This window comes from Streptomyces sp. 130 (genome assembly GCF_007096885.1).
Taxonomy (GTDB): Bacteria; Actinomycetota; Actinomycetes; order Streptomycetales; family Streptomycetaceae; genus Streptomyces.
Genome location: NZ_VJNO01000009.1, coordinates 35,292 through 56,421, shown reverse-complemented (window position 1 = coordinate 56,421; position 21,130 = coordinate 35,292). Strand labels below are relative to the sequence as shown.

The following is a 21,130-nucleotide window of genomic DNA, read 5'->3' as shown; positions in this document are numbered from 1 at the left end:
CCGGGCCCCCTCAGCCGTGCGTCGTGTCGATGACGCAGAAGCGGTTGCCCTCCGGGTCGGCCAGCACCACGAAGTCCGGGTCCTCGGGATACAGCGCCCAGTCGACCTCCGCCGCGCCGAGCGCGAGCAGCCGGGCCACCTCGGCGTCCTGCTCCCGCGTGTACAGGTCGAGGTGGACGCGGGGCACCTCCTGCACCGGGGAGTCGCTGCGGCCCAGGGCGAGCCCGGCACCCGGCCCCTCGGCGGGGACCAGCACCACCCAGTCGTCCCGGGCCGGTTCCCGCTCCACGTAGCCCAGGGCCGCCTTCCAGAAGGCCGCCGCCCGCGCCACGTCCGACGCGCCCATCACCACGGTTCCGATACGCATGGCGCCGAGCCTTTCACGTCAGCGCCCGGGAACGCGCCGGGCCCGGCCCGTCCCGAAGGACGGACCGGGCCCGTGGGCGGCCCGCCGGCGGCCGGTCAGGCGGAAGCCGGCGGATACAGGGCGCGCGGGAGCCGGGAGGCCGCCGCCGCGTCGAGCAGCCACAGCGTGCGGGCGCGGCCGTACGCACCGGCCGCCGGTGCCTGGACCTCGCCGGCCCCGGACAGGGCGATGGCGACCGCCTCCGCCTTGTCCTCGCCCGCGGCCAGCAGCCACACCTCGCGCGCCGCCCGGATGGCGGGCAGCGTCAGCGACACCCGGACCGGCGGCGGCTTGGGCGCACCGTGCACACCGACGACGGTGCGCTCGGTCTCCCGCACCCCGGGCAGTTCCGGGAAGAGCGAGGCGACGTGCGTGTCCGGGCCGACGCCCAGCATCAGCACGTCGAACTCCGGCACCGGGCCGTGGTCCTGGGGCGCGGCGGCCGCCGCCAGCTCGGCCGCGTACCCGGCGGCCGCGGCGTCGGCGTCCGGACCGTGGGGGCCGTCCGAGGCCGGCATCACGTGCACCCGTGAGGGGTCCAGGGGCACGGCGTCCAGCAGGGCCTCGCGGGCCTGCGTGACATTGCGCTCCGGGTCGCCCTCCGGCAGGAACCGCTCGTCGCCCCACCACAGGTCGAGCCGCGACCAGTCGACCGCGTCCCGGGCCGGCGCCGCGGCGAGCGCGGCCAGCAGGCCGTTGCCGTTGCGCCCGCCGGTGAGCACCACCGAGGCGTCGCCGCGCGCGGCCTGGGCGTCCACGATCTTCGTGATCAGCCGGGCCGCGGCGGCCTGCGCCATCAGCTCCTTGTCGCGGTGCACGACGAGCTGCGGGACTCCGGTCACTTCGCCGCCGCCTTCTTCGCCGGGGCGGCCTTCTTCGCTGCGGGGGCCGGGGCGGGCGCCTTGGCCGGCTCGCCCGGGCCCGCCTTGTGGAGGCGGTCCACGCCGAACTTCACGGTCGACTCGTAGATGTTGTCCGGGTCCAGGCGCCGCAGCTCCTCCGCGAGGAGCTCGGCCGTCTCGCGGCGCTTGAGCGCCACCGCGCGGTCCGGCTGGCCCACCATGCAGAGCGTGGCGAGCGAGCCGTCGGCCCGGTCCAGGACGATGTCGCCGTTCTTGGTGACCATCCGGACGGCCGTCAGACCGGGGCCGCCGGACGTGGTGCGCTCCACCGGGACCCCGAGCCGGTCCGCGAGCCACATGGCCAGCAGCTCGCAGCTCGGGTTGTCCGACTCGCCCTCGACCGTGGCCGAGACGACCTCGGCCGGCTGCTGGTCGAGCGCGGCGGCCAGCATCGAACGCCACGGCGTGATGCGCGTCCACGCCAGGTCCGTGTCACCGGGCCGGTAGGTGTCGGCGCGCACTCCCAGCTCGTCGAGCGGGTGCTCGGCCGAGTAGGTGTCGGTGATCCGGCGCTGGGCCAGCGCGCCGAGCGCGTCCCTCGCCGGGTCGGCGGGGGAGTCCTGCGGCCACCACACCACCACCGGGGCGTCCGGCAGCAGCAGCGGCAGGACGACCGACTGGGCGTGGTTGGCCAGTTCGCCGTGGAGCCGGAGCACCACGGTCTCGCCGGAGCCCGAGTCGGAGCCGACCCGGATCTCGGCGTCGAGCCGTGCGTCGCGGCGGGTGCGCGGCGACCGGCTGAGCCGCTTGATGACCGCGATGATCCGCGAGGGGTGCTCCCGCGAGGAGTCGCTCGCCGCCTTCAGCGCGTCGTAGGCGTTCTCCTCGTCGGTGACGATGACGAGGGTGAGGACCATCCCGATCGCCGGGGCGCCGACCGCGCGCCGGGCCGAGATGAGCGCCTGGTTGATCTTGCTGGACGTGGTTTCGGTGAGATCGATCTTCATGGCCGGCGCCAGCTCCGTCCGTCGCGTGCGAGCATCTCGTCCGCCTCGGCCGGACCCCAGGTGCCGGCCGGGTACTGGGCGGGCTTGCCGTGCTTGTCCCAGTACTCCTCGATCGGGTCGAGGATGTTCCAGGAGAGCTCGACCTCCTGGTGGCGCGGGAAGAGGTTGGCGTCGCCGAGCAGGACGTCGAGGATGAGCCGCTCGTACGCCTCCGGGCTGGACTCCGTGAAGGACTCGCCGTACGCGAAGTCCATCGTGACGTCGCGCACCTCCATCGAGGTGCCGGGGACCTTGGAGCCGAACCGCACGGTGACGCCCTCGTCCGGCTGCACCCGGATGACCAGGGCGTTGCCGCCCAGCTCCTCGGTGGCGCCGGACTCGAACGGCAGGTACGGGGCGCGCTTGAAGACGACCGCGATCTCCGTGACCCGGCGGCCGAGCCGCTTGCCGGTGCGCAGGTAGAACGGCACGCCCGCCCAGCGGCGGTTGTTGATCGTCAGCTTGATCGCGGCGAAGGTGTCGGTCTTCGACTTGGGGTCGATGCCGTCCTCCTCCAGATAGCCGACGGCCTCCTCGCCGCCCTGCCAGGCGTGCGTGTACTGGCCGCGCACGGTGTGCTTGCCCAGGTCCTCGGGCAGCTCCACCGCCGTGAGCACCTTGAGCTTCTCGGCGACCAGGGCCTTCGGGTGGAAGGAGCCGGGCTCCTCCATCGCGGTCAGCGCGAGCAGCTGGAGCAGGTGGTTCTGGATGACGTCGCGGGCGGCGCCGATGCCGTCGTAGTAACCGGCCCGGCCGCCGATCCCGATGTCCTCGGCCATCGTGATCTGCACGTGGTCGACGTAGCTGCGGTTCCAGATCGGCTCGAACATCGTGTTGGCGAAGCGGAGCGCCAGGATGTTCTGGACGGTCTCCTTGCCGAGGTAGTGGTCGATCCGGAAGACCTCGTTCGGCGGGAAGACGTCGTGCACGATCTGGTTGAGCTCCTGCGCGCTCTTCAGGTCGTGGCCGAACGGCTTCTCGATGACGGCGCGCCGCCAGCTGCCTTCCTTCTGGTCGGCCAGCCCGTGCTTCTTGAGCTGCTGGACGACCTTGGGGAAGAACTTCGGCGGGACGGACAGGTAGAAGGCGAAGTTGCCGCCCGTGCCCTGCGCCTTGTCCAGCTCCTCGATCGTGGCCCGCAGCGTCTCGAAGGCCACGTCGTCGTCGAAGTTGCCCTGCACGAAGCGCATGCCCTGGCTGAGCTGCTGCCAGACCTCTTCGCGGAAGGGGGTACGGGAATGCTCCTTGACGGCGTCGTGGACGACCTGGGCGAAGTCCTCGTCCTCCCAGTCGCGGCGCGCGAAACCGATGAGCGAGAAGCCCGGCGGCAGCAGGCCGCGGTTGGCCAGGTCGTAGACGGCGGGCATCAGCTTTTTACGGGACAAATCGCCCGTGACGCCAAAGATGACCAGGCCCGACGGCCCCGCGATGCGCGGGAGCCGTCGGTCCTGGGCGTCACGGAGCGGGTTGGCTCCGGGAACACCAGACAAAATGGTCAGCCCTTCGAGGGAGCGAGGCGCTGCAGCTCCGCCTCGGTCGACTTGAGCAGGTCGTTCCAGGCCGTCTCGAACTTCTCGACGCCCTCGTCCTCCAGCACCTGCACGACATCGTCGTAGTCGACGCCGAGCTTCTTGATGGTGTCGAGGTCGGCACGGGCCTGGTCGTACGCACCGGCGACGGTGTTGCCGGTGATCTCTCCGTGGTCCGCCACCGCGTCCAGAGTCGCCTCCGGCATGGTGTTGACCGTGTTCGGCGCGACCAGGTCCACGACGTACAGGGTGTCCTTGAGGGCCGGGTCCTTCACGCCGGTCGAGGCCCACAGCGGACGCTGCTTGTTGGCGTGCGCCTTGTCCAGGGCGGCCCAGCGCTCACCGGCGAAGACCTCCTCGTACGCCTCGTAGGCCAGCCGGGCGTTGGCCAGGGCGGACTTGCCCTTCGCGGCCTTCGCCTCGTCGGAGCCCACGGCGTCCAGGCGCTTGTCGATCTCGGTGTCCACGCGGGACACGAAGAACGACGCCACCGAGTGGATCTTGGAGAGGTCCAGGCCCGCGGCCTTCGCCTTCTCCAGGCCCGCCAGGTAGGCGTCCATGACCGCGCGGTAGCGCTCCAGCGAGAAGATCAGCGTGACGTTGACGCTGATGCCCCGGCCGATCGTCTCGGTGATCGCGGGCAGGCCCGCCTTGGTCGCCGGGATCTTGATCAGCGTGTTCGGGCGGTCCACCAGCCAGGCCAGCTGCTTGGCCTCGGCGACCGTGGCCGCCGTGTCGTGCGCCAGACGCGGGTCGACCTCGATGGAGACCCGGCCGTCCTGGCCCTCCGTCGCGTCGAAGACCGGGCGCAGGATGTCGGCCGCGTCGCGGACGTCCGCGGTGGTGATCATGCGGATCGCCTCCTCGACGGTCACCTTGCGGGCCGCGAGGTCGGCGAGCTGCTGGTCGTAGCCGTCGCCCTGCGAGATGGCCTTCTGGAAGATCGACGGGTTGGTCGTGACCCCCACGACGTGGCTCTGGTCGATCAGCTCGGCGAGGTTGCCCGAGGTGATCCGCTTGCGCGAGAGGTCGTCGAGCCAGATCGCCACGCCCTCGTCGGAGAGGCGCTTGAGTGCGTCTGTCATGAGAAATGCATCTCCTACTAGTCGTATATGGGCGTCAGCGCGTGGCGGCGGCGAGGGATTCCCGGGCGGCCGCGGCGACGTTCTCGCCGGTGAAGCCGTACTCGCGGAACAGGACCTTCGCGTCCGCCGAAGCGCCGAAGTGCTCCAGCGAGACGATCCGGCCGGCGTCCCCCACGTACCGGTGCCAGGTCAGGGCGATGCCCGCCTCGACGGCCACCCGCGCCTTGACCGACGGCGGCAGGACGCTGTCCTTGTAACCCTGTTCCTGCTCCTCGAACCACTCGACACACGGCATCGACACCACACGGGTCGGAATTCCGGCCGCCTGGAGCTCCTCGCGCGCCTCGACGGCGAGCTGGACCTCGGAGCCCGTACCGATCAGCACGACCTGCGGCTCGCCGCCCTCGGCGTCGAAGAGCACGTAGCCGCCCTTGGCCGCGTCCTCGTTCGCCTCGTACGTCGGCACGCCCTGGCGGGTCAGCGCCAGACCGTGCGGGGCACCCTCGCCGAACACCTTGGTGTGGCGGCGCAGGATCTCGCGCCAGGCGATGGCGGTCTCGTTGGCGTCGGCCGGGCGCACGACGTTGAGGCCCGGGATGGCGCGCAGCGAGGCCAGGTGCTCGACCGGCTGGTGGGTCGGGCCGTCCTCGCCGAGGCCGATCGAGTCGTGCGTCCACACGTAGGTCACCGGCAGGTGCATCAGCGCGGACAGGCGCACGGCGTTGCGCATGTAGTCGGAGAACACCAGGAAGGTGCCGCCGTAGACGCGCGTGTTGCCGTGCAGCGCGATGCCGTTCATCGCGGCGGCCATGGCGTGCTCGCGGATGCCGAAGTGGATCGTGCGGCCGTACGGGTCGGCCTCCGGCAGCGGGTTGCCCGCCGGGAGGAAGGACGACGTCTTGTCGATCGTGGTGTTGTTCGAGCCGGCCAGGTCGGCGGAGCCGCCCCACAGCTCGGGGATGATCCCGCCGAGCGCCTGGAGCACCTTGCCGGAGGCGGCGCGGGTGGCGACGCCCTTGCCGGTCTCGAAGACCGGGAGGCTGTCCTCCCAGCCCTTGGGCAGCTCGCCCGCGGCGATGCGGTCGAAGTCGGCGGCGCGCTCCGGGTTGGCGGCCCGCCAGGCGTCGAAGCCCTTCTGCCACTCGGCCTTGGCCTCGCGGCCCCGGTCCAGGGCACGGCGGGTGTGCGCGATGACCTCGTCGGCGACGTCGAAGGACTTCTCGGGGTCGAAGCCGAGCACCTTCTTGGTCGCGGCGACCTCGTCGTCGCCGAGCGCGGAGCCGTGCGACGCCTCGGTGTTCTGGGCGTGCGGGGCCGGCCAGGCGATGATCGAGCGGGCCGCGATGAAGGACGGGCGCTCGGTCTCGGCCTTGGCGGCCAGCAGCGCGTTGTAGAGGCCCTCCGGGTCCAGGTCGCCGTTGGGCAGCTGGTCGACGCGCTGGACGTGCCAGCCGTACGCCTCGTAGCGCTTGACGGTGTCCTCGGAGACCGCGGTCTCCGTGTCGCCCTCGATGGAGATGTGGTTGTCGTCCCACAGCAGGACCAGGTTGCCCAGCTTCTGGTGGCCGGCCAGCGAGGACGCCTCGGCCGAGATGCCCTCCTGGAGGCAGCCGTCACCGGCGACGACCCACACCATGTGGTCGAACGGGGAGGTGCCGGGAGCCGCCTCGGGGTCGAACAGACCGCGCTCGTAGCGGGCGGCCATGGCCATGCCCACGGCGTTGGCGACACCCTGGCCGAGCGGGCCGGTCGTCGTCTCCACACCGGTGGTGTGGCCGTACTCCGGGTGCCCCGGGGTCTTGGAACCCCAGGTGCGGAACGACTTGAGGTCGTCCAGCTCCAGGCCGTAGCCGGCCAGGTAGAGCTGGATGTAGAGGGTCAGGCTGCTGTGGCCCGCCGAGAGCACGAACCGGTCGCGGCCGGTCCAGTCCGCGTCCGCCGGGTCGTGCCGCATCACCTTCTGGAAGATGGTGTACGCGGCGGGAGCCAGGCTCATCGCCGTGCCCGGGTGGCCGTTTCCGACTTTCTGTACGGCGTCCGCGGCGAGGACGCGGACGGTGTCCACGGCCCGCTGGTCCAATTCGGTCCACTGGAGGTCTGTGGTGGTCGGCTTGGTGCTCACCCTGAGTCAGGGCTCCTCTCCAACTGTTGTAGACCGGTGACTGTGACCGCACCGGATGCTGTCGAGCCTACCCCCGTCCGTACCCGTGTTTTCCGGCTCCTACCAGGGTGCGGGCGGCCCGCGGAATCCGCCTCCCGTATGAGCGGAAGGGCTCACCGATGGGCTTCTCCGATGAGCGCGGAGACCCACTCCTGGGCGCTCCGAAGAGCGGCCCCGGGCGCGGTTGCCGAGGGCCCGCAAGGGGGTCGCGCGAACCCTGCGACACCAGTGCGTCACTCGTGCGTACGAGGGGGCCCGCGGCGGCCGTCCGCGCCACATCAACACGACCCCACCCCCGCGAAGGGCGGCCTGTCCCCAACGTCTACAGTGGTCGGGTTCGCGCAAGTCTTTACTGGGCCCTCACGCCCGGAGCTTGCTGGGATTTCTCTGTCAGGGGTGTGCGTGACGGCCGTCGAGTCCCGACCCGCAGGGGTCGCCTTGACTCCGAGCCCAGGGGGCCAACGCCCATTCGGGGCCCGTGTCAAGGCATTCGTGGCACTGACCAAGCCTCGGATCATCGAGCTGTTGCTGATCACCACTGTTCCGGTGATGTTCCTGGCCGCTCAGGGTGTACCCGACCTGTGGCTCGTGCTCGCTACCACCATCGGCGGCTATCTGTCCGCCGGCGGTGCCAATGCACTGAACATGTACATCGACCGCGACATCGACGCGCTGATGGACCGTACGTCGCAGCGCCCGCTGGTCACCGGAATGGTCAGCCCGCGCGAGTGCCTGGCCTTCGGCATCACCCTCGCGGTGGTCTCGACGGTCTGGTTCGGGCTGCTGGTCAACTGGCTGTCGGCGGCCCTGTCGCTGGGCGCCCTGCTCTTCTACGTCGTGATCTACACGATGCTGCTGAAGCGCCGCACCGCGCAGAACATCGTCTGGGGCGGCATCGCGGGCTGCATGCCGGTCCTCATCGGCTGGTCCGCCGTGACGAACGAGATGTCGTGGGCCGCGGTGATCCTCTTCGCCGTCATCTTCTTCTGGACGCCGCCGCACTACTGGCCGCTGTCGATGAAGGTGAAGGACGACTACGCGCGCGTCGGCGTCCCGATGCTGCCGGTCATCGCGTCCAACCGGGTGGTCGCCCGCCAGATCGTCGCCTACAGCTGGGTGATGGTCGCCGTGTCGCTGCTCCTCACCCCACTGGGCTACACCGGCTGGTTCTACACGGCCGTGGCGCTGCTGACCGGCGGCTTCTGGCTCTGGGAGGCGCACGCGCTGCTCGGCCGGGCCAAGGCCGGGGTGACGGGCGCGAAGCTCAAGGAGATGCGGCTGTTCCACTGGTCCATCACCTATGTGTCGCTGCTCTTCGTGGCCGTGGCCGTGGACCCCTTCCTGCGGTAGGACCCCTGCTCCGCCCGTCGCCGGTTGATCTACCCGCCGGTAGCATCCTGTCCATGGCAGAGACGGCAGAGGCTGAGACCCAGCGGGTGGACGGCAGGCGGGCGGCGCGCGCGGAGCGCACGGCGGCCCGGCTGGCCAAGCAGATCGGCGCCTTCGCGAAGGCGCACGGCGGTGCGGAGGGACAGGTCGCCTACCTCGGGCAGATGGGTGCCCGGATCGTCCTGGTGGGCGAGGACGGCGGCTGGGGCGATCTGGTCGCCCCCTCGTACGAGGTCGCCGAGAGCGCGGCGCGGAAGTCCGGGATCACGCTCCACGAGTCCTTCGACGGCGAGTTCGCGGCGAAGGTGCGCACGGGCCCGTACGAGTGGAGCCGGATGGCCGGCATCCAGGTCGGCGGCCCGTCCAACGCGGCCTGACACGCGATACGGACCGGGGCTCCCGCTCCGGCGGCGTAGAGCCGCGGAGCGGGAGCCCCGGTCCGTATCCGTGCGCCCCGCGTCAGCCGGCCGCGGCGGGCTCCGCCCGCTCGACCGCCGGCTCCGGCAGCCGCGCGACGGCCACCGGCCGCTCGCGCAGCGACAGCAGTACGCGGACGACCCCGATCCACACCAGGCACGAGCCGAGCATGTGCACGCCGACCAGGATCTCCGGCACGTCGGTGAAGTACTGCACATAGCCCACGATCCCCTGGGCCATCAGGATCAGGAACAGCTCGCGGGTCCGGTGCAGCGGGCCGATGGGCGCGTCCACGGCCTTCAGGACGAACCAGAGCGCGACGGTCAGCGCCACCACGCCCCAGGCCAGGTCCGCGTGCAGCTGGGCGACCGTCTTCCAGTCGATCGGGATGCGGTGGACGTCGCTGGAGTCGCCCGCGTGCCGCCCGGCGCCCGTGACCACCGTGCCCACGGCGATCAGGAGCCCCGCCGCGACGGCCAGCAGCCAGGCCAGCTGCGCGACCGCCTTGCCGACCAGCGGCCGCGGCGCCTCGTCCCCCTCGCGGACCCGCTGCCAGGTCATCAGGGCGACCGTGAGCAGCGCGGTGGACAGCAGGAAGTGCGCGGCGACGGTGTACGGGTTCAGCCCGACGAGCACGACGATGCCGCCGAGCACCGCGTTGCCCATCACGATCCAGAACTGCACCCAGCCGAGCCGGGTGACGCCGTGCCGCCAGGGCTTCGCGGACCGGGCCGCGATGATCGCCCAGCCCACGGCCGCGCACAGGACGTACGTGAGCATGCGGTTGCCGAACTCGATGGCGCCGTGGAAGCCCATCGCGCTCGTCGCCGTCAGGCTCTCGTCGGTGCACTTGGGCCAGGTCGGGCAGCCGAGGCCGGAGCCGGTCAGCCGGACGGCGCCGCCGGTCACGACGATGACGACGGCCATCACGACCGCGGACATGGCCGCGCGGCGCACCGTCCTCGGCTCGGGCGTCCAGCGTTCGGCGATGTACAGCAGCGGGTTGCGCAGGGCTTGAGCGACTTCGGCTCGGGTCAGCTTGGGCACGCGCACCATGGTAGGACGCCGCTTGTGCAAGCTTTCACGAGGGGACCCCGCCCTGACCGGCGCGACGCCCCCCTGGGGGGACGAGTTGGCGGAAAGGGCGACGGACCGCGTTCGCCGGCTCACTCCCAGCGGAAGAAGCGGGCCGCCGCGCCGAGCCCCAGCACCGTCCAGACCGCGAGGATGCCCAGGTCGCCCCACGGCATCCCGGCGCCGTGCTGGAGGACGTCCCGCAGCCCGTCCGAGAGGGCCGAGATGGGCAGCAGGCCCAGCACCGACCGCACCGCGTCCGGGAACTTCTCCAGCGGCACGATCACCCCGCCGCCCACCAGGAGCAGCAGGAAGACCAGATTGGCGGCGGCGAGCGTCGCCTCCGCCTTCAGCGTCCCGGCCATCAGCAGCCCGAGCCCGGAGAAGGCGGCGGTCCCCAGCACCAGGAGCAGCAGCACGGAGAGGGGGTTGCCGTCCGGCGACCAGCCCAGCGCGAAGGCGATCACCGTCAGCAGGACCACCTGAAGCACCTCGGTGACCAGCACGGACAGGGTCTTCGCGGTCATCAGGGCCCAGCGCGGCAGCGGTGAGGCGCCGAGCCGCTTGAGCACCCCGTAGCGCCGCTCGAAGCCGGTGGCGATGGCCTGGCCGGTGAAGGCGGTCGACATCACGGCCAGCGCCAGCACACCGGGCGTGAGGAAGTCGACCGGCTCGCCCGCGCCGGTGTCGACGATGTCCACGGAGCTGAAGAGCACCAGCAGCAGCGTCGGGATGACCACGGTCAGCAGCAGCTGTTCGCCGTTGCGCAGCAGCATCCGCGTCTCCAGCGCGGTCTGCGCGGCGATCATGCGCGGCAGCGGGGCGGCGCCCGGCCGGGGGGTGTACGTACCGGCGCTCATGCGCGCAGCTCCTTGCCGGTCAGTTCGAGGAAGACGTCCTCCAGGGTGTGGCGCTCGACGGAGATGCCGGAGGGCATCACGCCGTGCTGCGCGCACCAGGAGGTGACGGTGGCCAGCAGCTGCGGGTCGACGTCGCCGGTGATGCGGTACGTGCCGGAGCTCAGCTCGTCCGCCCGCGTGCCGTCGGGCAGCGCCTTGAGCAGCGAGCCGAGGTCGAGCCCGGGGCGCCCGGTGAAGCGCAGGGTGTTCTCGGCGCCGCCCCGGCACAGGGCCTCGGGGGAGCCCTGCGCGACGATCCGGCCGGCGTCGATGACGGCGACCTCGTCGGCCAGCTCCTCGGCCTCGTCCATGAAGTGGGTGGTGAGGACCACGCTCACGCCGTCGGCGCGCAGCTCCCGGACCAGGTCCCAGGTGGAGCGGCGGGCCTGCGGGTCGAGCCCCGCGGTGGGCTCGTCCAGGAAGACCAGCTCGGGCCGGCCGACGACCGCCATGGCCAGGGCGAGCCGCTGCTGCTGGCCGCCGGAGAGCCTGCGGTAGGAGGTCCGGCCGCAGGAACCGAGGCCCAGGCGTTCGATCAGGGCGTCGACGTCGAGCGGGTGGGCGTGCAGCCGGGCCATGTGGCGGAGCATCTCGTCGGCTCGGGCGCCGGAGTAGATCCCGCCCGACTGGAGCATCACGCCGATCCGGGGGCGCAGCCGCGCGGCGTCGGCGACCGGGTCGAGGCCGAGGACCCGGACGGTGCCGCCGTCGGGGCGCCGGTAGCCCTCGCAGGTCTCGATGGTGGTGGTCTTGCCGGCGCCGTTGGGGCCGAGGACGGCCGTGACCGCGCCGGCCGGGATCTCCAGGTCGAGGCCGTCCACCGCGGTCTTGTCGCCGTACCGCTTCACCAGGCCGCTGATCCGGACGGCCGGGCGGGGCTCGCTGTTCATGGCGAATGAGTCTAGGCAGCCGCCGGCCGGTCTCCGGCCCCGGGGCTCGATTAGGTGACCCTAAGTGATGGAGAGCACCGTTGATCGTTTCGGACCGTGGTTGTCAGGGCCGGAGGAATTACGCAACAATGGCGTTGTGAAATACGCGGGCGAGGCTCCCCAGGAGGAACTCGCGACCGGTGAGCGCTCGACGCGCAACCGCGTCGCGCGGTCCATCCTGGACCACGGCCCGTCCACGGTCGCCGACCTGGCGAAGCGGCTGGGGCTCACCCAGGCCGCCGTCCGCCGTCATCTCGACGCGCTCGCCTGCGACGGCGTGGTCGAGGCCCGCGAGAAGCGGGTGTACGGGGCACGGACCCGGGGCCGTCCGGCCAAGGTCTTCGCCCTCACCGACTGCGGCCGGGACGCCTTCGACCAGTCCTACGACACGCTCGCCGCGGACGCCCTCCGCTGGATCGCCGAGACCGCGGGCGACGAAGCGGTCATGGCGTTCGCCCGGGCCAGGACCGCCGAGCAGTCGGCGGCCTACCGCGCGGCGATCGAGGCCGCGGACCCCGACGCCCGTACGGAGGCGCTGGCCAGGGCGCTGTCCGCCGACGGGTACGCTGCTACGGCGCGCAGCGCGCCGGGCCCGCAGCAGGGTGAGCAGCTGTGCCAGCACCACTGCCCGGTCGCGCACGTCGCCGAGCAGTACCCGCAGCTGTGCGAGGCGGAGACGGAGATCTTCTCCAGCCTCCTGGGGACCCATGTGCAGCGTCTGGCCACCATCGCCCACGGCGACGGGGTGTGCACGACGTACATTCCGCGCAGCGGACACCCCACCCCACAGACCACCGATTCAGCATCTGCAAGCACAGCCGGGAGGAACCCCGCATGACGCTCCCCACGGAGACTGCCCACCCTGAGCTCGAGGGCCTGGGCACGTACGAATTCGGCTGGGCCGACTCCGACGAGGCAGGCGCGGCGGCCAAGCGCGGCCTCTCCGAGGCCGTCGTCCGCGACATCTCGGAGAAGAAGAACGAGCCGGACTGGATGCTGAAGCTGCGGCTCAAGGGCCTGAGGCTCTTCGACAAGAAGCCGATGCCGAACTGGGGCTCGGACCTGTCGGGCATCGACTTCGACAACATCAAGTACTTCGTCCGCTCGACGGAGAAGCAGGCCGCCTCCTGGGACGACCTGCCCCAGGACATCAAGAACACCTACGACAAGCTCGGCATCCCGGAGGCGGAGAAGCAGCGCCTCGTCGCCGGTGTCGCCGCGCAGTACGAGTCCGAGGTCGTCTACCACCAGATCCGTGAGGACCTGGAGGAGCAGGGCGTCATCTTCGTCGACACCGACACCGCGCTGAAGGAGCACGAGGAGCTCTTCAAGGAGTACTTCGGCACCGTCATCCCGGTCGGCGACAACAAGTTCGCGTCGCTGAACACGGCCGTGTGGTCCGGCGGCTCCTTCATCTACGTGCCCAAGGGCGTCCACGTGGACATCCCGCTCCAGGCCTACTTCCGTATCAACACGGAGAACATGGGCCAGTTCGAGCGGACCCTGATCATCGTCGACGAGGACGCCTACGTCCACTACGTGGAGGGCTGCACGGCCCCGATCTACTCCTCGGACTCGCTGCACTCCGCGGTGGTCGAGATCATCGTGAAGAAGGGCGGCCGCTGCCGCTACACGACGATCCAGAACTGGTCGAACAACGTCTACAACCTGGTCACCAAGCGGGCCGTGGCCTACGAGGGCGCGACCATGGAGTGGGTCGACGGCAACATCGGCTCCAAGGTCACCATGAAGTACCCGGCCGTCTACCTGATGGGCGAGCACGCCAAGGGCGAGACGCTGTCCATCGCCTTCGCGGGCGAGGGCCAGCACCAGGACGCCGGCGCCAAGATGGTCCACATGGCCCCGAACACCTCGTCCAACATCGTCTCCAAGTCGGTGGCGCGCGGCGGCGGCCGTACCTCCTACCGCGGTCTGATCGAGATCGGCGAGGGCGCCCCGGGCGCGAAGTCCAACGTGCTGTGCGACGCGCTGCTCGTGGACACGATCTCCCGGTCCGACACCTACCCCTACGTCGACGTGCGCGAGGACGACGTGTCGATGGGCCACGAGGCGACCGTCTCCAAGGTCTCCGAGGACCAGCTCTTCTACCTGATGAGCCGCGGCATGACCGAGTTCGAGGCCATGGCGATGATCGTGCGCGGCTTCGTCGAGCCGATCGCCAAGGAGCTCCCGATGGAGTACGCGCTGGAGCTCAACCGGCTGATCGAGCTGCAGATGGAGGGTTCCGTCGGCTGATACGCCGCGAACGCGTCCTGAAGAGTTCTTGACAGAGAAAGCGAGCACTACGACAGCCATGGCTGAGGCTCAGAACATCCCTGCGGGGTCCACCACCGCCGGTTCCATCGCGGTGGCCGCGGAGTCGACCGTCGCCACGCGCATGAGCGCGCCCCCGTCCTTCGACGTCGCGGACTTCCCCGTCCCGCACGGCCGCGAGGAGGAGTGGCGGTTCACCCCGCTGGAGCGGCTGCGCGGCCTGCACGACGGCACCGCCGCCGCCACCGGGAGCGGTGTGAAGGTCGCCATCGAGGCACCCGAGGGCGTCGTGGTCGAGACCGTCGGCCGCGACGACGCCCGGCTGGGCAAGGCCGGCAAGCCGGTCGACCGGGTGGCCGCCCAGGCGTACACCTCCTTCGAGCAGGCCCACGTCGTCACGGTCCCCAAGGAGGCCGTGCTGACCGAGCCGATCCGGATCGCCGTGCACGGCGAGGGCGGTGTCGCCTACGGCCACCAGGTCGTGGAGCTGGGCGCCTTCGCCGAGGCCGTCGTCGTCATCGACCACACCGGTGACGCGGTGCTCGCCGCCAACGTGGACTACGTCCTGGGCGACGGTGCCAAGCTGACCGTCGTCTCCGTGCAGGACTGGGACGAGCGCGCGGTCCACGTCGCCCAGCACAACGCGCTGGTCGGCCGGGACGCCTCGTTCAAGTCCGTCGTCGTCACCTTCGGCGGCGACCTGGTCCGGCTGCACCCCCGGGTCGCCTACGCGGGCACCGGCGGCGAGGCCGAGCTGTTCGGCCTGTACTTCACCGACAAGGGCCAGCACCAGGAGCACCGCCTCCTGGTCGACCACAACACCCCGCACTGCAAGTCCAACGTGGCCTACAAGGGCGCGCTCCAGGGCGACGAGGCGCACGCGGTGTGGATCGGCGACGTGCTCATCCAGGCCGCCGCCGAGGGCACCGACACCTACGAGATGAACCGCAACCTGGTCCTCACGGACGGCGCGCGGGTCGACTCCGTGCCGAACCTGGAGATCGAGACCGGCGAGATCGTCGGCGCCGGCCACGCCTCCGCGACCGGCCGCTTCGACGACGAGCAGCTGTTCTACCTCCAGTCCCGGGGCATCCCGGCCGAGGAGGCCCGCCGCCTCGTCGTGCGCGGCTTCTTCGCCGAGCTGGTCCAGCAGATCGGCCTGCCGGACGTCGAGGCCCGGCTGCTCGACAAGATCGAGGCCGAGCTGGAGGCGTCGGTCTGATGGCCTTCGTCAAAGCCTGTGCGCTGAGCGAGCTGGAGGACGACACCCCCAAGCGGGTGGAGCTCGACGGCACGCCGGTCTCCGTCGTCCGCACCGAGGGCGAGGTGTTCGCGATCAACGACATCTGCTCGCACGCGAACGTCTCGCTGTCCGAGGGCGAGGTCGAGGACTGCTCGATCGAGTGCTGGCTGCACGGATCGAGCTTCGACCTGCGCACCGGCAAGCCGTCCGGCCTTCCCGCGACGCGCCCCGTCCCCGTATACCCCGTCAAGATCGAAGGGGACGATGTGCTCGTCTCCGTCACCCAGGAGTCCTGAGTCACCCATGGCAACGCTTGAAATCCGCGACCTGCACGTCTCCGTCGAGGCCGACAACGCCACGAAGGAGATCCTCAAGGGCGTCGACCTGACCGTGAAGCAGGGCGAGACCCACGCCATCATGGGCCCCAACGGGTCCGGCAAGTCCACCCTCGCGTACTCCCTCGCAGGCCACCCCAAGTACACGATCACCAGCGGCACGGTGACCCTGGACGGCGAGGACGTCCTGGAGATGTCCGTGGACGAGCGGGCCCGCGCCGGCCTGTTCCTCGCCATGCAGTACCCGGTCGAGATCCCCGGGGTCTCGGTCTCCAACTTCCTGCGTACCTCCGCCACCGCCGTGCGCGGCGAGGCGCCCAAGCTGCGCACCTGGGTGAAGGAGGTCAAGGAGACGATGGCCCAGCTCCAGATGGACCCGGCCTTCGCCGAGCGCAACGTCAACGAGGGCTTCTCCGGCGGTGAGAAGAAGCGCCACGAGATCCTCCAGCTGGAGCTCCTCAAGCCGAAGGTCGCCATCCTGGACGAGACCGACTCCGGTCTGGACGTCGACGCCCTGCGCATCGTCTCCGAGGGCGTCAACCGGGTCCGCGAGACCGGCGAGGTCGGCACCCTGCTGATCACGCACTACACCCGGATTCTCCGGTACATCAAGCCCGACTTCGTGCACGTCTTCGCCAACGGCCGGATCGCCGAGTCCGGCGGCGCCGAGCTGGCCGACAAGCTGGAGAACGAGGGCTACGAGGCGTACGTGAAGGGTGGCGCTGCCGCGTGACATATCTGCCGGGCCTCCTCGACACCGAGGCGATCCGCAAGGACTTCCCCCTCCTGGACCGCACGGTCCACGACGGCAAGAAGGTCGTCTACCTGGACAGCGCGGCGACCTCGCAGAAGCCGCGCCAGGTCCTCGACGCCATGGGCGAGTACTACGAGCGGCACAACGCCAATGTGCACCGGGGCGTGTACACGATCGCGGAGGAGGCCACGGCGCTGTACGAGGGCGCCCGTGACAAGGTCGCCGCTTTCATCAACGCGCCCAGCCGCGACGAGGTCATCTTCACGAAGAACGCCTCCGAGTCGCTGAACCTCGTGGCCAACATGCTCGGCTGGGCCGACGAGCCCTACCGGGTCGACCACGAGACCGAGATCGTCACCACGGAGATGGAGCACCACTCCAACATCGTTCCCTGGCAGCTGCTCTCGCAGCGCACGGGCGCGAAGCTGAAGTGGTTCGGCATCACCGACGACGGCCGCCTCGACCTGTCCAACATCGACGAGATCATCACCGAGAAGACGAAGATCGTCTCCTTCACGCTGGTCTCGAACATCATGGGCACGCACAACCCGGTCGAGCAGATCGTCCGCCGCGCCCAGGAGGTCGGTGCGCTCGTCTGCGTCGACGCCTCCCAGGCGGCCCCGCACATGGTGCTCGACGTGCAGGCGCTCCAGGCCGACTTCGTGGCGTTCACCGGTCACAAGATGGTCGGCCCGACCGGCATCGGCGTGCTCTGGGGACGGCAGGAACTCCTGGAGGACCTGCCGCCGTTCCTGGGCGGCGGCGAGATGATCGAGACCGTGTCGATGCACTCCTCGACCTACGCGCCCGCGCCGCACAAGTTCGAGGCGGGTACGCCCCCGATCGCCCAGGCCGTCGGCCTCGGCGCGGCCGTGGACTACCTCTCGGCGGTCGGCATGGAGAACATCCACCGCCATGAGCAGGCCATCACCGGTTACGCGGTCAAGCGCCTCCTCGAAGTGCCGGACCTGCGCATCATCGGACCGGCCGACGCGGAGGACCGCGGCGCGACGATCTCCTTCACGCTCGGCGACATCCATCCGCACGACGTGGGGCAGGTGCTGGACGAACAGGGCATCGCGGTCCGGGTCGGCCACCACTGCGCCCGGCCGGTCTGCCTGCGGTACGGAATTCCTGCGACGACGCGAGCGTCGTTCTATCTGTACTCCACGCCCGCCGAGGTCGACGCCCTGGTGGACGGGCTGGAACACGTCCGGAACTTTTTCGCCTAGACGCGGCTGGGGATTAGAACTCGTGAAGCTGGATTCCATGTACCAGGAAGTGATCCTGGACCACTACAAGCACCCCCACGGGCGCGGCCTGCGGGACGGCGACGCCGAGGTGCACCACGTCAATCCGACGTGTGGTGACGAGATCACGCTGCGGGTGCGGTACGACGGCGAGACCATCGCCGACGTGAGTTACGAGGGCCAGGGCTGCTCCATCAGCCAGGCCAGCGCCTCCGTGCTGAACGAGCTGCTGGTCGGCAAGGAACTGGGCGAGGCGCGGAAGATCCAGGCCGCGTTCCTGGAACTGATGCAGTCGAAGGGGCAGCTGGAGCCCGACGACGCGATGGAGGAGGTGCTGGAGGACGCGGTCGCGTTCGCCGGCGTCTCCAAGTACCCGGCCCGGGTGAAGTGCGCGCTGCTGAGCTGGATGGCGTGGAAGGACGCGACGGCGCAGGCGCTGTCCGAAGGGAAGACCGCATGAGCGACAACGAGACCGTGACCACCAAGCCGGCCACCGAGGAGGAGGTCCGCGAAGCGCTGTACGACGTGGTCGACCCCGAGCTGGGCATCGACGTCGTCAACCTGGGGCTGATCTACGGCATCCACATCGACGACGCCAACATCGCCACCCTCGACATGACCCTGACGTCCGCGGCGTGTCCGCTGACCGATGTCATCGAGGACCAGGCGAAGTCCGCGACGGACGGCATCGTCAACGAGCTCCGGATCAACTGGGTCTGGATGCCGCCGTGGGGCCCGGACAAGATCACGGACGACGGCCGCGAGCAGCTGCGCGCGCTGGGCTTCAACGTCTGAGCGTCCGCGTACGACGCCGTACGACCCGCAGGACCGCAACGGCCCCGGCACCCGCCGGGGCCGTTGCGGCGTTGTGGCCCGGGACTCCGCCGGGCAGACTGTGCCCATGGCTCTCCGCTTCCACCAACTCGCCGTCGACGCCCACGACCTCCCCGCCCAGGCGCGCTTCTGGTGTGCCGCCCTGGACTGGCGGGTGCTCTTCGAGGACGAGGACGAGATCGTCATCGGGGCCGACGAGACCGCGCTGCCCGGCATCTGCTTCCTGCCCGTGCCCGAGGACAAGGCGGTCAAGAACCGGCTGCACATCGACCTCTCGCCGGACGACCAGGCGGCCGAGGTCGAGCGCCTGATCGGGCTCGGTGCCCGGCGCGTCGAGGTCGGCCAGCCGTCGGACGTGACGTGGGTGGTGCTGGCCGATCCCGAGGGCAACGAGTTCTGCGTACTGCGCCCGAAGAAGACGCTGACCGACTGAGGACGGGCTACCGCGGCGGTACGGCGGCGGCCTCGGCGAGCACCGGGCCCAGGTCCTCGGTGCGGATGCGGCGGTCCACGTACAGCAGCCCCGTCACCAGCGGCGGGAACACCGCGACGATCAGCTGGCTCACCAGCTGGCCGAGCACCCCGACGACCAGGTAGCCGCCGAGCAGGGTGAGGATCGCGGCCGGGTGGGTGTTCTCGTCGAAGGCGGCGCCGCCCAGCGCGCCCGTGAACACGCCGAGGAGGCTGAAGGGCAGCTGGATGATGTAGCTCGCCGCCGCGGAGATCACGCCCGCGAGCAGCGTCATCCCGCAGATCCGCCACCAGTCGCCGCGCACCAGCTGGGCCGAGCGGCGGATCGAGGCCACGGGCCCCTGGTTCTCGAAGACGGCGGCCGAGGGGGCGAGCGTCAGCCGCACCCCGAGCCAGAGGGCCAGCGGGACGAAGGCGAGGAAGCAGACCGCGCCGACGACGATCAGTGCCACCGCGCCCCCGCTGCCGTCCGTGGCGACCGCGGCGATGATGCCCCCGGTGAGCGCGGCCACCGCCAGGGCGATCGGCACCATGGTGATCAGCCCGGCCAGCAGCACGGTGCCGACCACCGCGGGCGTCCGCGCCCAGGCCCGCCGCCAGACCGCGGAGAACGTCGTCGGCCGGCCCAGCACCGCCTCCTGGAGGACCGCCGGCACCGCCGCGTAGACGACGGCCGAGGCGATCACCATCGCGAGGATTCCGGCCAGCGCGACCGCGCCGAACGCGACGATTACCGGCACCACGTCCCCCGAGGCGGCGCTCTCGCCCTCCTCCAGCTCGAACAGCCGGTCCAGATGGTCCGAGACCGCCGAGTACGCGACGGCGACCGCCACGCCCACCACGACCAGCGCCCCGCCGTACAGGGCCGCCCCCACCGCGAAGAGCTGCTTGCCGTAGCGGCCCAGCGTCGAGAACGCGCCGTTGAATATGTCCCCCAGCCTCAGCGGGCCCAGGGGTATGACCCCCGGCTTCGGCGGCATCCAGCCACCGCCGCCCCAGCCGCCCCACCCTGCGTCCTGCGCCACTGCCGATCCGCCCGTCTGTTCGATCCTGTGCTGAACCGACCACGGTAGCGGCTAGGCGTTGCGTACACTCGTACACATGGGATACGGACTGCTTGCCGCGGCCATCGCCGCGGAGGTGGCGGGGACGACCGCCATGAAGTACAGCGAGGGATTCACCCGGCTCTGGCCCTCACTGATCACCGTCGCCGGCTATCTGCTGGCCTTCTCCCTGCTCGCCCAGACCCTCAAGACCCTGTCCGTCGGCACCGCCTACGCGATCTGGGCGGGCGTCGGCACCGCGGCCGTGGCCCTCATCGGCATGTTCTTCCTGGGGGAGTCCGCCAGCCCGCTCAAGGCGCTCGGCGTCGTGCTGGTCATCGCCGGCGTGGTGGTGCTCAACCTGGGCGGGGCGCACTGATGGTGCGGCGGTACGACCCCGAGCGGCGCGACCGGATCATCGACGCGGCGATCCGGGTGGTCGGCGAGCGGGGGATCGCCGGGCTGAGCCACCGCTCCGTCGCCGCCGAGGCGGATGTGCCGCTGGGCTCGACCACGTACCACTTCGCCTCGCTGGACGAACTGCTGATCGCGGCCCTGCGCCGGACCAACGAGAACTTCGCCGCCGTCCTGCGAGCGAGCCCCGCCCTCGCCGACCCGGACGCCGACCTCGCCGCCGAACTCGCCCGGCTGCTCGGGGAGTTCTTCGCGGGCGGGCGCGGCCGGGCGGAGCTGGAGTACGAGCTGTATCTCGCCGCCGTGCGCAGGCCCGCGCTGCGCCCGGTCGCCGCCGAGTGGACCGACGGCGTGACCGCCCTGCTCCGCCCCCGCACCGGCCCGGCCACCGCGCGCGCCCTGGTCGCCCTGATGGACGGCATCTGCATCCAGGTGCTGCTCACGGACGGCGCGTACGACGAGGCGTACGCGCGCGAGATGCTGGGCCGGGTCGCGGGCTGAGGGCCCGTCAGCGCGGGGACGGCCCGGCGAACCGGCGCACGATGCGCGGGGTGGCCGCCACGTCCGCCCCCGGGTGGCGCGAGCCGTGGTGGTCGGCCGCGCCGAGGTCCGTGCCCGGGGCGCGCACCCCGTCCCGGGCCGGGGCCGCGCGGGGCCCAGTCCGCGCAGACCGCGTCGGTGGTCCGCAGCGCCTCGGGCAGGGCGCCCGTCGGGTGCGCGAGCGGGGCGTGGCCG

Annotated in this window: 23 protein-coding genes; 13 read left to right on the top strand and 10 right to left on the bottom strand. The window is 71.0% G+C overall.

What is annotated here, in order from left to right; all coding sequences use genetic code 11:
• Nucleotides 1-10 precede the first annotated feature (10 nt).
• The 6 genes from FKN01_RS10615 to tkt form a co-directional block, all read right to left on the bottom strand.
• On the bottom strand, nucleotides 11-367 hold the full coding sequence (locus FKN01_RS10615; protein ID WP_143618916.1) for a VOC family protein: 357 nt from the start codon (nucleotides 365-367) through the stop codon (nucleotides 11-13).
• A 95-nt stretch (nucleotides 368-462) separates the two neighbouring features.
• The gene (gene pgl / locus FKN01_RS10610) at nucleotides 463-1,248 is read right to left on the bottom strand and encodes a 6-phosphogluconolactonase (RefSeq protein ID WP_143618914.1); all 786 of its coding nucleotides are present in this window, start codon (nucleotides 1,246-1,248) and stop codon (nucleotides 463-465) included.
• Complete coding sequence (gene opcA / locus FKN01_RS10605; RefSeq protein ID WP_143618912.1) at nucleotides 1,245-2,255, bottom strand: glucose-6-phosphate dehydrogenase assembly protein OpcA; 1,011 nt, start codon at nucleotides 2,253-2,255, stop codon at nucleotides 1,245-1,247. The genes pgl and opcA overlap by 4 nt, the downstream gene beginning before the upstream one ends.
• Nucleotides 2,252-3,784, bottom strand: a complete 1,533-nt coding sequence (gene zwf, locus FKN01_RS10600) for a glucose-6-phosphate dehydrogenase (protein WP_018104613.1) — start codon at nucleotides 3,782-3,784, stop codon at nucleotides 2,252-2,254. The genes opcA and zwf overlap by 4 nt, the downstream gene beginning before the upstream one ends.
• Nucleotides 3,785-3,789: 5 nt before the next feature.
• Nucleotides 3,790-4,908, bottom strand: a complete 1,119-nt coding sequence (gene tal, locus FKN01_RS10595; protein ID WP_143618910.1) for a transaldolase — start codon at nucleotides 4,906-4,908, stop codon at nucleotides 3,790-3,792.
• A gap of 34 nt (nucleotides 4,909-4,942) precedes the next feature.
• On the bottom strand, nucleotides 4,943-7,030 hold the full coding sequence (tkt, locus tag FKN01_RS10590) for a transketolase (RefSeq protein WP_143618908.1): 2,088 nt from the start codon (nucleotides 7,028-7,030) through the stop codon (nucleotides 4,943-4,945).
• Nucleotides 7,031-7,471: 441 nt separating this feature from the next.
• Here tkt and FKN01_RS10585 point away from each other — a divergent pair, with 441 nt between their 5' ends.
• Both FKN01_RS10585 and FKN01_RS10580 read left to right on the top strand, forming a co-directional pair.
• Nucleotides 7,472-8,419, top strand: a complete 948-nt coding sequence (locus FKN01_RS10585; protein ID WP_185992805.1) for a heme o synthase — start codon at nucleotides 7,472-7,474, stop codon at nucleotides 8,417-8,419.
• 53 nt (nucleotides 8,420-8,472) lie between these two features.
• Nucleotides 8,473-8,835: a hypothetical protein gene (locus FKN01_RS10580; protein ID WP_143618906.1), complete on the top strand. Its 363-nt coding sequence runs from the start codon at nucleotides 8,473-8,475 to the stop codon at nucleotides 8,833-8,835.
• Between the two features lie 82 nt (nucleotides 8,836-8,917).
• On the opposite strand, the gene FKN01_RS10575 is transcribed toward FKN01_RS10580, so the two are convergent.
• The 3 genes from FKN01_RS10575 to FKN01_RS10565 all read right to left on the bottom strand — a co-directional run bounded on the left by FKN01_RS10575 (nucleotide 8,918) and on the right by FKN01_RS10565 (nucleotide 11,738).
• A complete protein-coding gene (locus FKN01_RS10575; RefSeq protein ID WP_143618904.1) occupies nucleotides 8,918-9,931 on the bottom strand; it encodes a heme A synthase in 1,014 nt (337 codons plus the stop codon).
• A 110-nt stretch (nucleotides 9,932-10,041) separates the two neighbouring features.
• Complete coding sequence (locus FKN01_RS10570) at nucleotides 10,042-10,809, bottom strand: ABC transporter permease (RefSeq protein WP_143618902.1); 768 nt, start codon at nucleotides 10,807-10,809, stop codon at nucleotides 10,042-10,044.
• Complete coding sequence (locus FKN01_RS10565; RefSeq protein ID WP_143618901.1) at nucleotides 10,806-11,738, bottom strand: ABC transporter ATP-binding protein; 933 nt, start codon at nucleotides 11,736-11,738, stop codon at nucleotides 10,806-10,808. The genes FKN01_RS10570 and FKN01_RS10565 overlap by 4 nt, the downstream gene beginning before the upstream one ends.
• Before the next feature lie 136 nt (nucleotides 11,739-11,874).
• Here FKN01_RS10565 and FKN01_RS10560 point away from each other — a divergent pair, with 136 nt between their 5' ends.
• The 9 genes from FKN01_RS10560 (at nucleotide 11,875) to FKN01_RS10520 (ending at nucleotide 18,900) form a co-directional block, all read left to right on the top strand.
• On the top strand, nucleotides 11,875-12,615 hold the full coding sequence (locus tag FKN01_RS10560) for a metalloregulator ArsR/SmtB family transcription factor (RefSeq protein ID WP_143618899.1): 741 nt from the start codon (nucleotides 11,875-11,877) through the stop codon (nucleotides 12,613-12,615).
• The gene (gene sufB / locus FKN01_RS10555; protein ID WP_143618897.1) at nucleotides 12,612-14,033 is read left to right on the top strand and encodes a Fe-S cluster assembly protein SufB; all 1,422 of its coding nucleotides are present in this window, start codon (nucleotides 12,612-12,614) and stop codon (nucleotides 14,031-14,033) included. Before FKN01_RS10560 ends, sufB begins: the two co-directional genes overlap by 4 nt.
• A gap of 58 nt (nucleotides 14,034-14,091) precedes the next feature.
• Nucleotides 14,092-15,273: a Fe-S cluster assembly protein SufD gene (gene sufD, locus FKN01_RS10550; protein ID WP_143618895.1), complete on the top strand. Its 1,182-nt coding sequence runs from the start codon at nucleotides 14,092-14,094 to the stop codon at nucleotides 15,271-15,273.
• The gene (locus FKN01_RS10545) at nucleotides 15,273-15,590 is read left to right on the top strand and encodes a bifunctional 3-phenylpropionate/cinnamic acid dioxygenase ferredoxin subunit (RefSeq protein WP_018555702.1); all 318 of its coding nucleotides are present in this window, start codon (nucleotides 15,273-15,275) and stop codon (nucleotides 15,588-15,590) included. The genes sufD and FKN01_RS10545 overlap by 1 nt, the downstream gene beginning before the upstream one ends.
• A gap of 7 nt (nucleotides 15,591-15,597) precedes the next feature.
• A complete protein-coding gene (gene sufC, locus FKN01_RS10540) occupies nucleotides 15,598-16,362 on the top strand; it encodes a Fe-S cluster assembly ATPase SufC (RefSeq protein ID WP_073968339.1) in 765 nt (254 codons plus the stop codon).
• Nucleotides 16,359-17,615, top strand: coding sequence for a cysteine desulfurase (locus FKN01_RS10535; RefSeq protein WP_143618893.1), 1,257 nt, complete (start codon nucleotides 16,359-16,361; stop codon nucleotides 17,613-17,615). Before sufC ends, FKN01_RS10535 begins: the two co-directional genes overlap by 4 nt.
• Nucleotides 17,616-17,637: 22 nt before the next feature.
• Nucleotides 17,638-18,093 carry a Fe-S cluster assembly sulfur transfer protein SufU gene (gene sufU / locus FKN01_RS10530; RefSeq protein WP_143618891.1) on the top strand — a complete coding sequence of 152 codons (456 nt, stop codon included), beginning with the start codon at nucleotides 17,638-17,640 and terminating at the stop codon, nucleotides 18,091-18,093.
• Entirely contained in the window at nucleotides 18,090-18,428 is a 339-nt protein-coding gene (locus FKN01_RS10525; protein ID WP_143618889.1) for a metal-sulfur cluster assembly factor, read from the top strand. The genes sufU and FKN01_RS10525 overlap by 4 nt, the downstream gene beginning before the upstream one ends.
• A 106-nt stretch (nucleotides 18,429-18,534) precedes the next feature.
• On the top strand, nucleotides 18,535-18,900 hold the full coding sequence (locus tag FKN01_RS10520; protein WP_143618887.1) for a VOC family protein: 366 nt from the start codon (nucleotides 18,535-18,537) through the stop codon (nucleotides 18,898-18,900).
• A 7-nt stretch (nucleotides 18,901-18,907) separates the two neighbouring features.
• Here FKN01_RS10520 and FKN01_RS10515 read toward each other — a convergent pair whose 3' ends face one another.
• Nucleotides 18,908-19,918, bottom strand: coding sequence for a hypothetical protein (locus FKN01_RS10515; RefSeq protein ID WP_143619160.1), 1,011 nt, complete (start codon nucleotides 19,916-19,918; stop codon nucleotides 18,908-18,910).
• Nucleotides 19,919-20,039: 121 nt separating this feature from the next.
• Here FKN01_RS10515 and FKN01_RS10510 point away from each other — a divergent pair, with 121 nt between their 5' ends.
• On the top strand, nucleotides 20,040-20,360 hold the full coding sequence (locus FKN01_RS10510) for a multidrug efflux SMR transporter (protein WP_143618885.1): 321 nt from the start codon (nucleotides 20,040-20,042) through the stop codon (nucleotides 20,358-20,360).
• The gene (locus FKN01_RS10505) at nucleotides 20,360-20,896 is read left to right on the top strand and encodes a TetR/AcrR family transcriptional regulator (protein WP_143618883.1); all 537 of its coding nucleotides are present in this window, start codon (nucleotides 20,360-20,362) and stop codon (nucleotides 20,894-20,896) included. The genes FKN01_RS10510 and FKN01_RS10505 overlap by 1 nt, the downstream gene beginning before the upstream one ends.
• The last annotated feature ends 234 nt before the right edge of the window (nucleotides 20,897-21,130 follow it).

What these genes read in the sequence shown, in the direction of transcription:
- sufC (WP_073968339.1), top strand. Translation starts at nt 15,598, where the DNA reads ATGGCAACGCTTGAAATCCGCGACCTGCACGTCTCCGTCGAGGCCGAC.
- FKN01_RS10580 (WP_143618906.1), top strand. Translation starts at nt 8,473, where the DNA reads ATGGCAGAGACGGCAGAGGCTGAGACCCAGCGGGTGGACGGCAGGCGG.
- FKN01_RS10615 (WP_143618916.1), bottom strand. Translation starts at nt 367, where the DNA reads ATGCGTATCGGAACCGTGGTGATGGGCGCGTCGGACGTGGCGCGGGCG.
- tal (WP_143618910.1), bottom strand. Translation starts at nt 4,908, where the DNA reads ATGACAGACGCACTCAAGCGCCTCTCCGACGAGGGCGTGGCGATCTGG.
- sufB (WP_143618897.1), top strand. Translation starts at nt 12,612, where the DNA reads ATGACGCTCCCCACGGAGACTGCCCACCCTGAGCTCGAGGGCCTGGGC.
- sufD (WP_143618895.1), top strand. Translation starts at nt 14,092, where the DNA reads ATGGCTGAGGCTCAGAACATCCCTGCGGGGTCCACCACCGCCGGTTCC.
- opcA (WP_143618912.1), bottom strand. Translation starts at nt 2,255, where the DNA reads ATGAAGATCGATCTCACCGAAACCACGTCCAGCAAGATCAACCAGGCG.
- FKN01_RS10520 (WP_143618887.1), top strand. Translation starts at nt 18,535, where the DNA reads ATGGCTCTCCGCTTCCACCAACTCGCCGTCGACGCCCACGACCTCCCC.
- FKN01_RS10515 (WP_143619160.1), bottom strand. Translation starts at nt 19,918, where the DNA reads ATGCCGCCGAAGCCGGGGGTCATACCCCTGGGCCCGCTGAGGCTGGGG.
- FKN01_RS10525 (WP_143618889.1), top strand. Translation starts at nt 18,090, where the DNA reads ATGAGCGACAACGAGACCGTGACCACCAAGCCGGCCACCGAGGAGGAG.
- FKN01_RS10575 (WP_143618904.1), bottom strand. Translation starts at nt 9,931, where the DNA reads ATGGTGCGCGTGCCCAAGCTGACCCGAGCCGAAGTCGCTCAAGCCCTG.
- FKN01_RS10570 (WP_143618902.1), bottom strand. Translation starts at nt 10,809, where the DNA reads ATGAGCGCCGGTACGTACACCCCCCGGCCGGGCGCCGCCCCGCTGCCG.
- FKN01_RS10545 (WP_018555702.1), top strand. Translation starts at nt 15,273, where the DNA reads ATGGCCTTCGTCAAAGCCTGTGCGCTGAGCGAGCTGGAGGACGACACC.
- FKN01_RS10510 (WP_143618885.1), top strand. Translation starts at nt 20,040, where the DNA reads ATGGGATACGGACTGCTTGCCGCGGCCATCGCCGCGGAGGTGGCGGGG.
- FKN01_RS10565 (WP_143618901.1), bottom strand. Translation starts at nt 11,738, where the DNA reads ATGAACAGCGAGCCCCGCCCGGCCGTCCGGATCAGCGGCCTGGTGAAG.
- FKN01_RS10505 (WP_143618883.1), top strand. Translation starts at nt 20,360, where the DNA reads ATGGTGCGGCGGTACGACCCCGAGCGGCGCGACCGGATCATCGACGCG.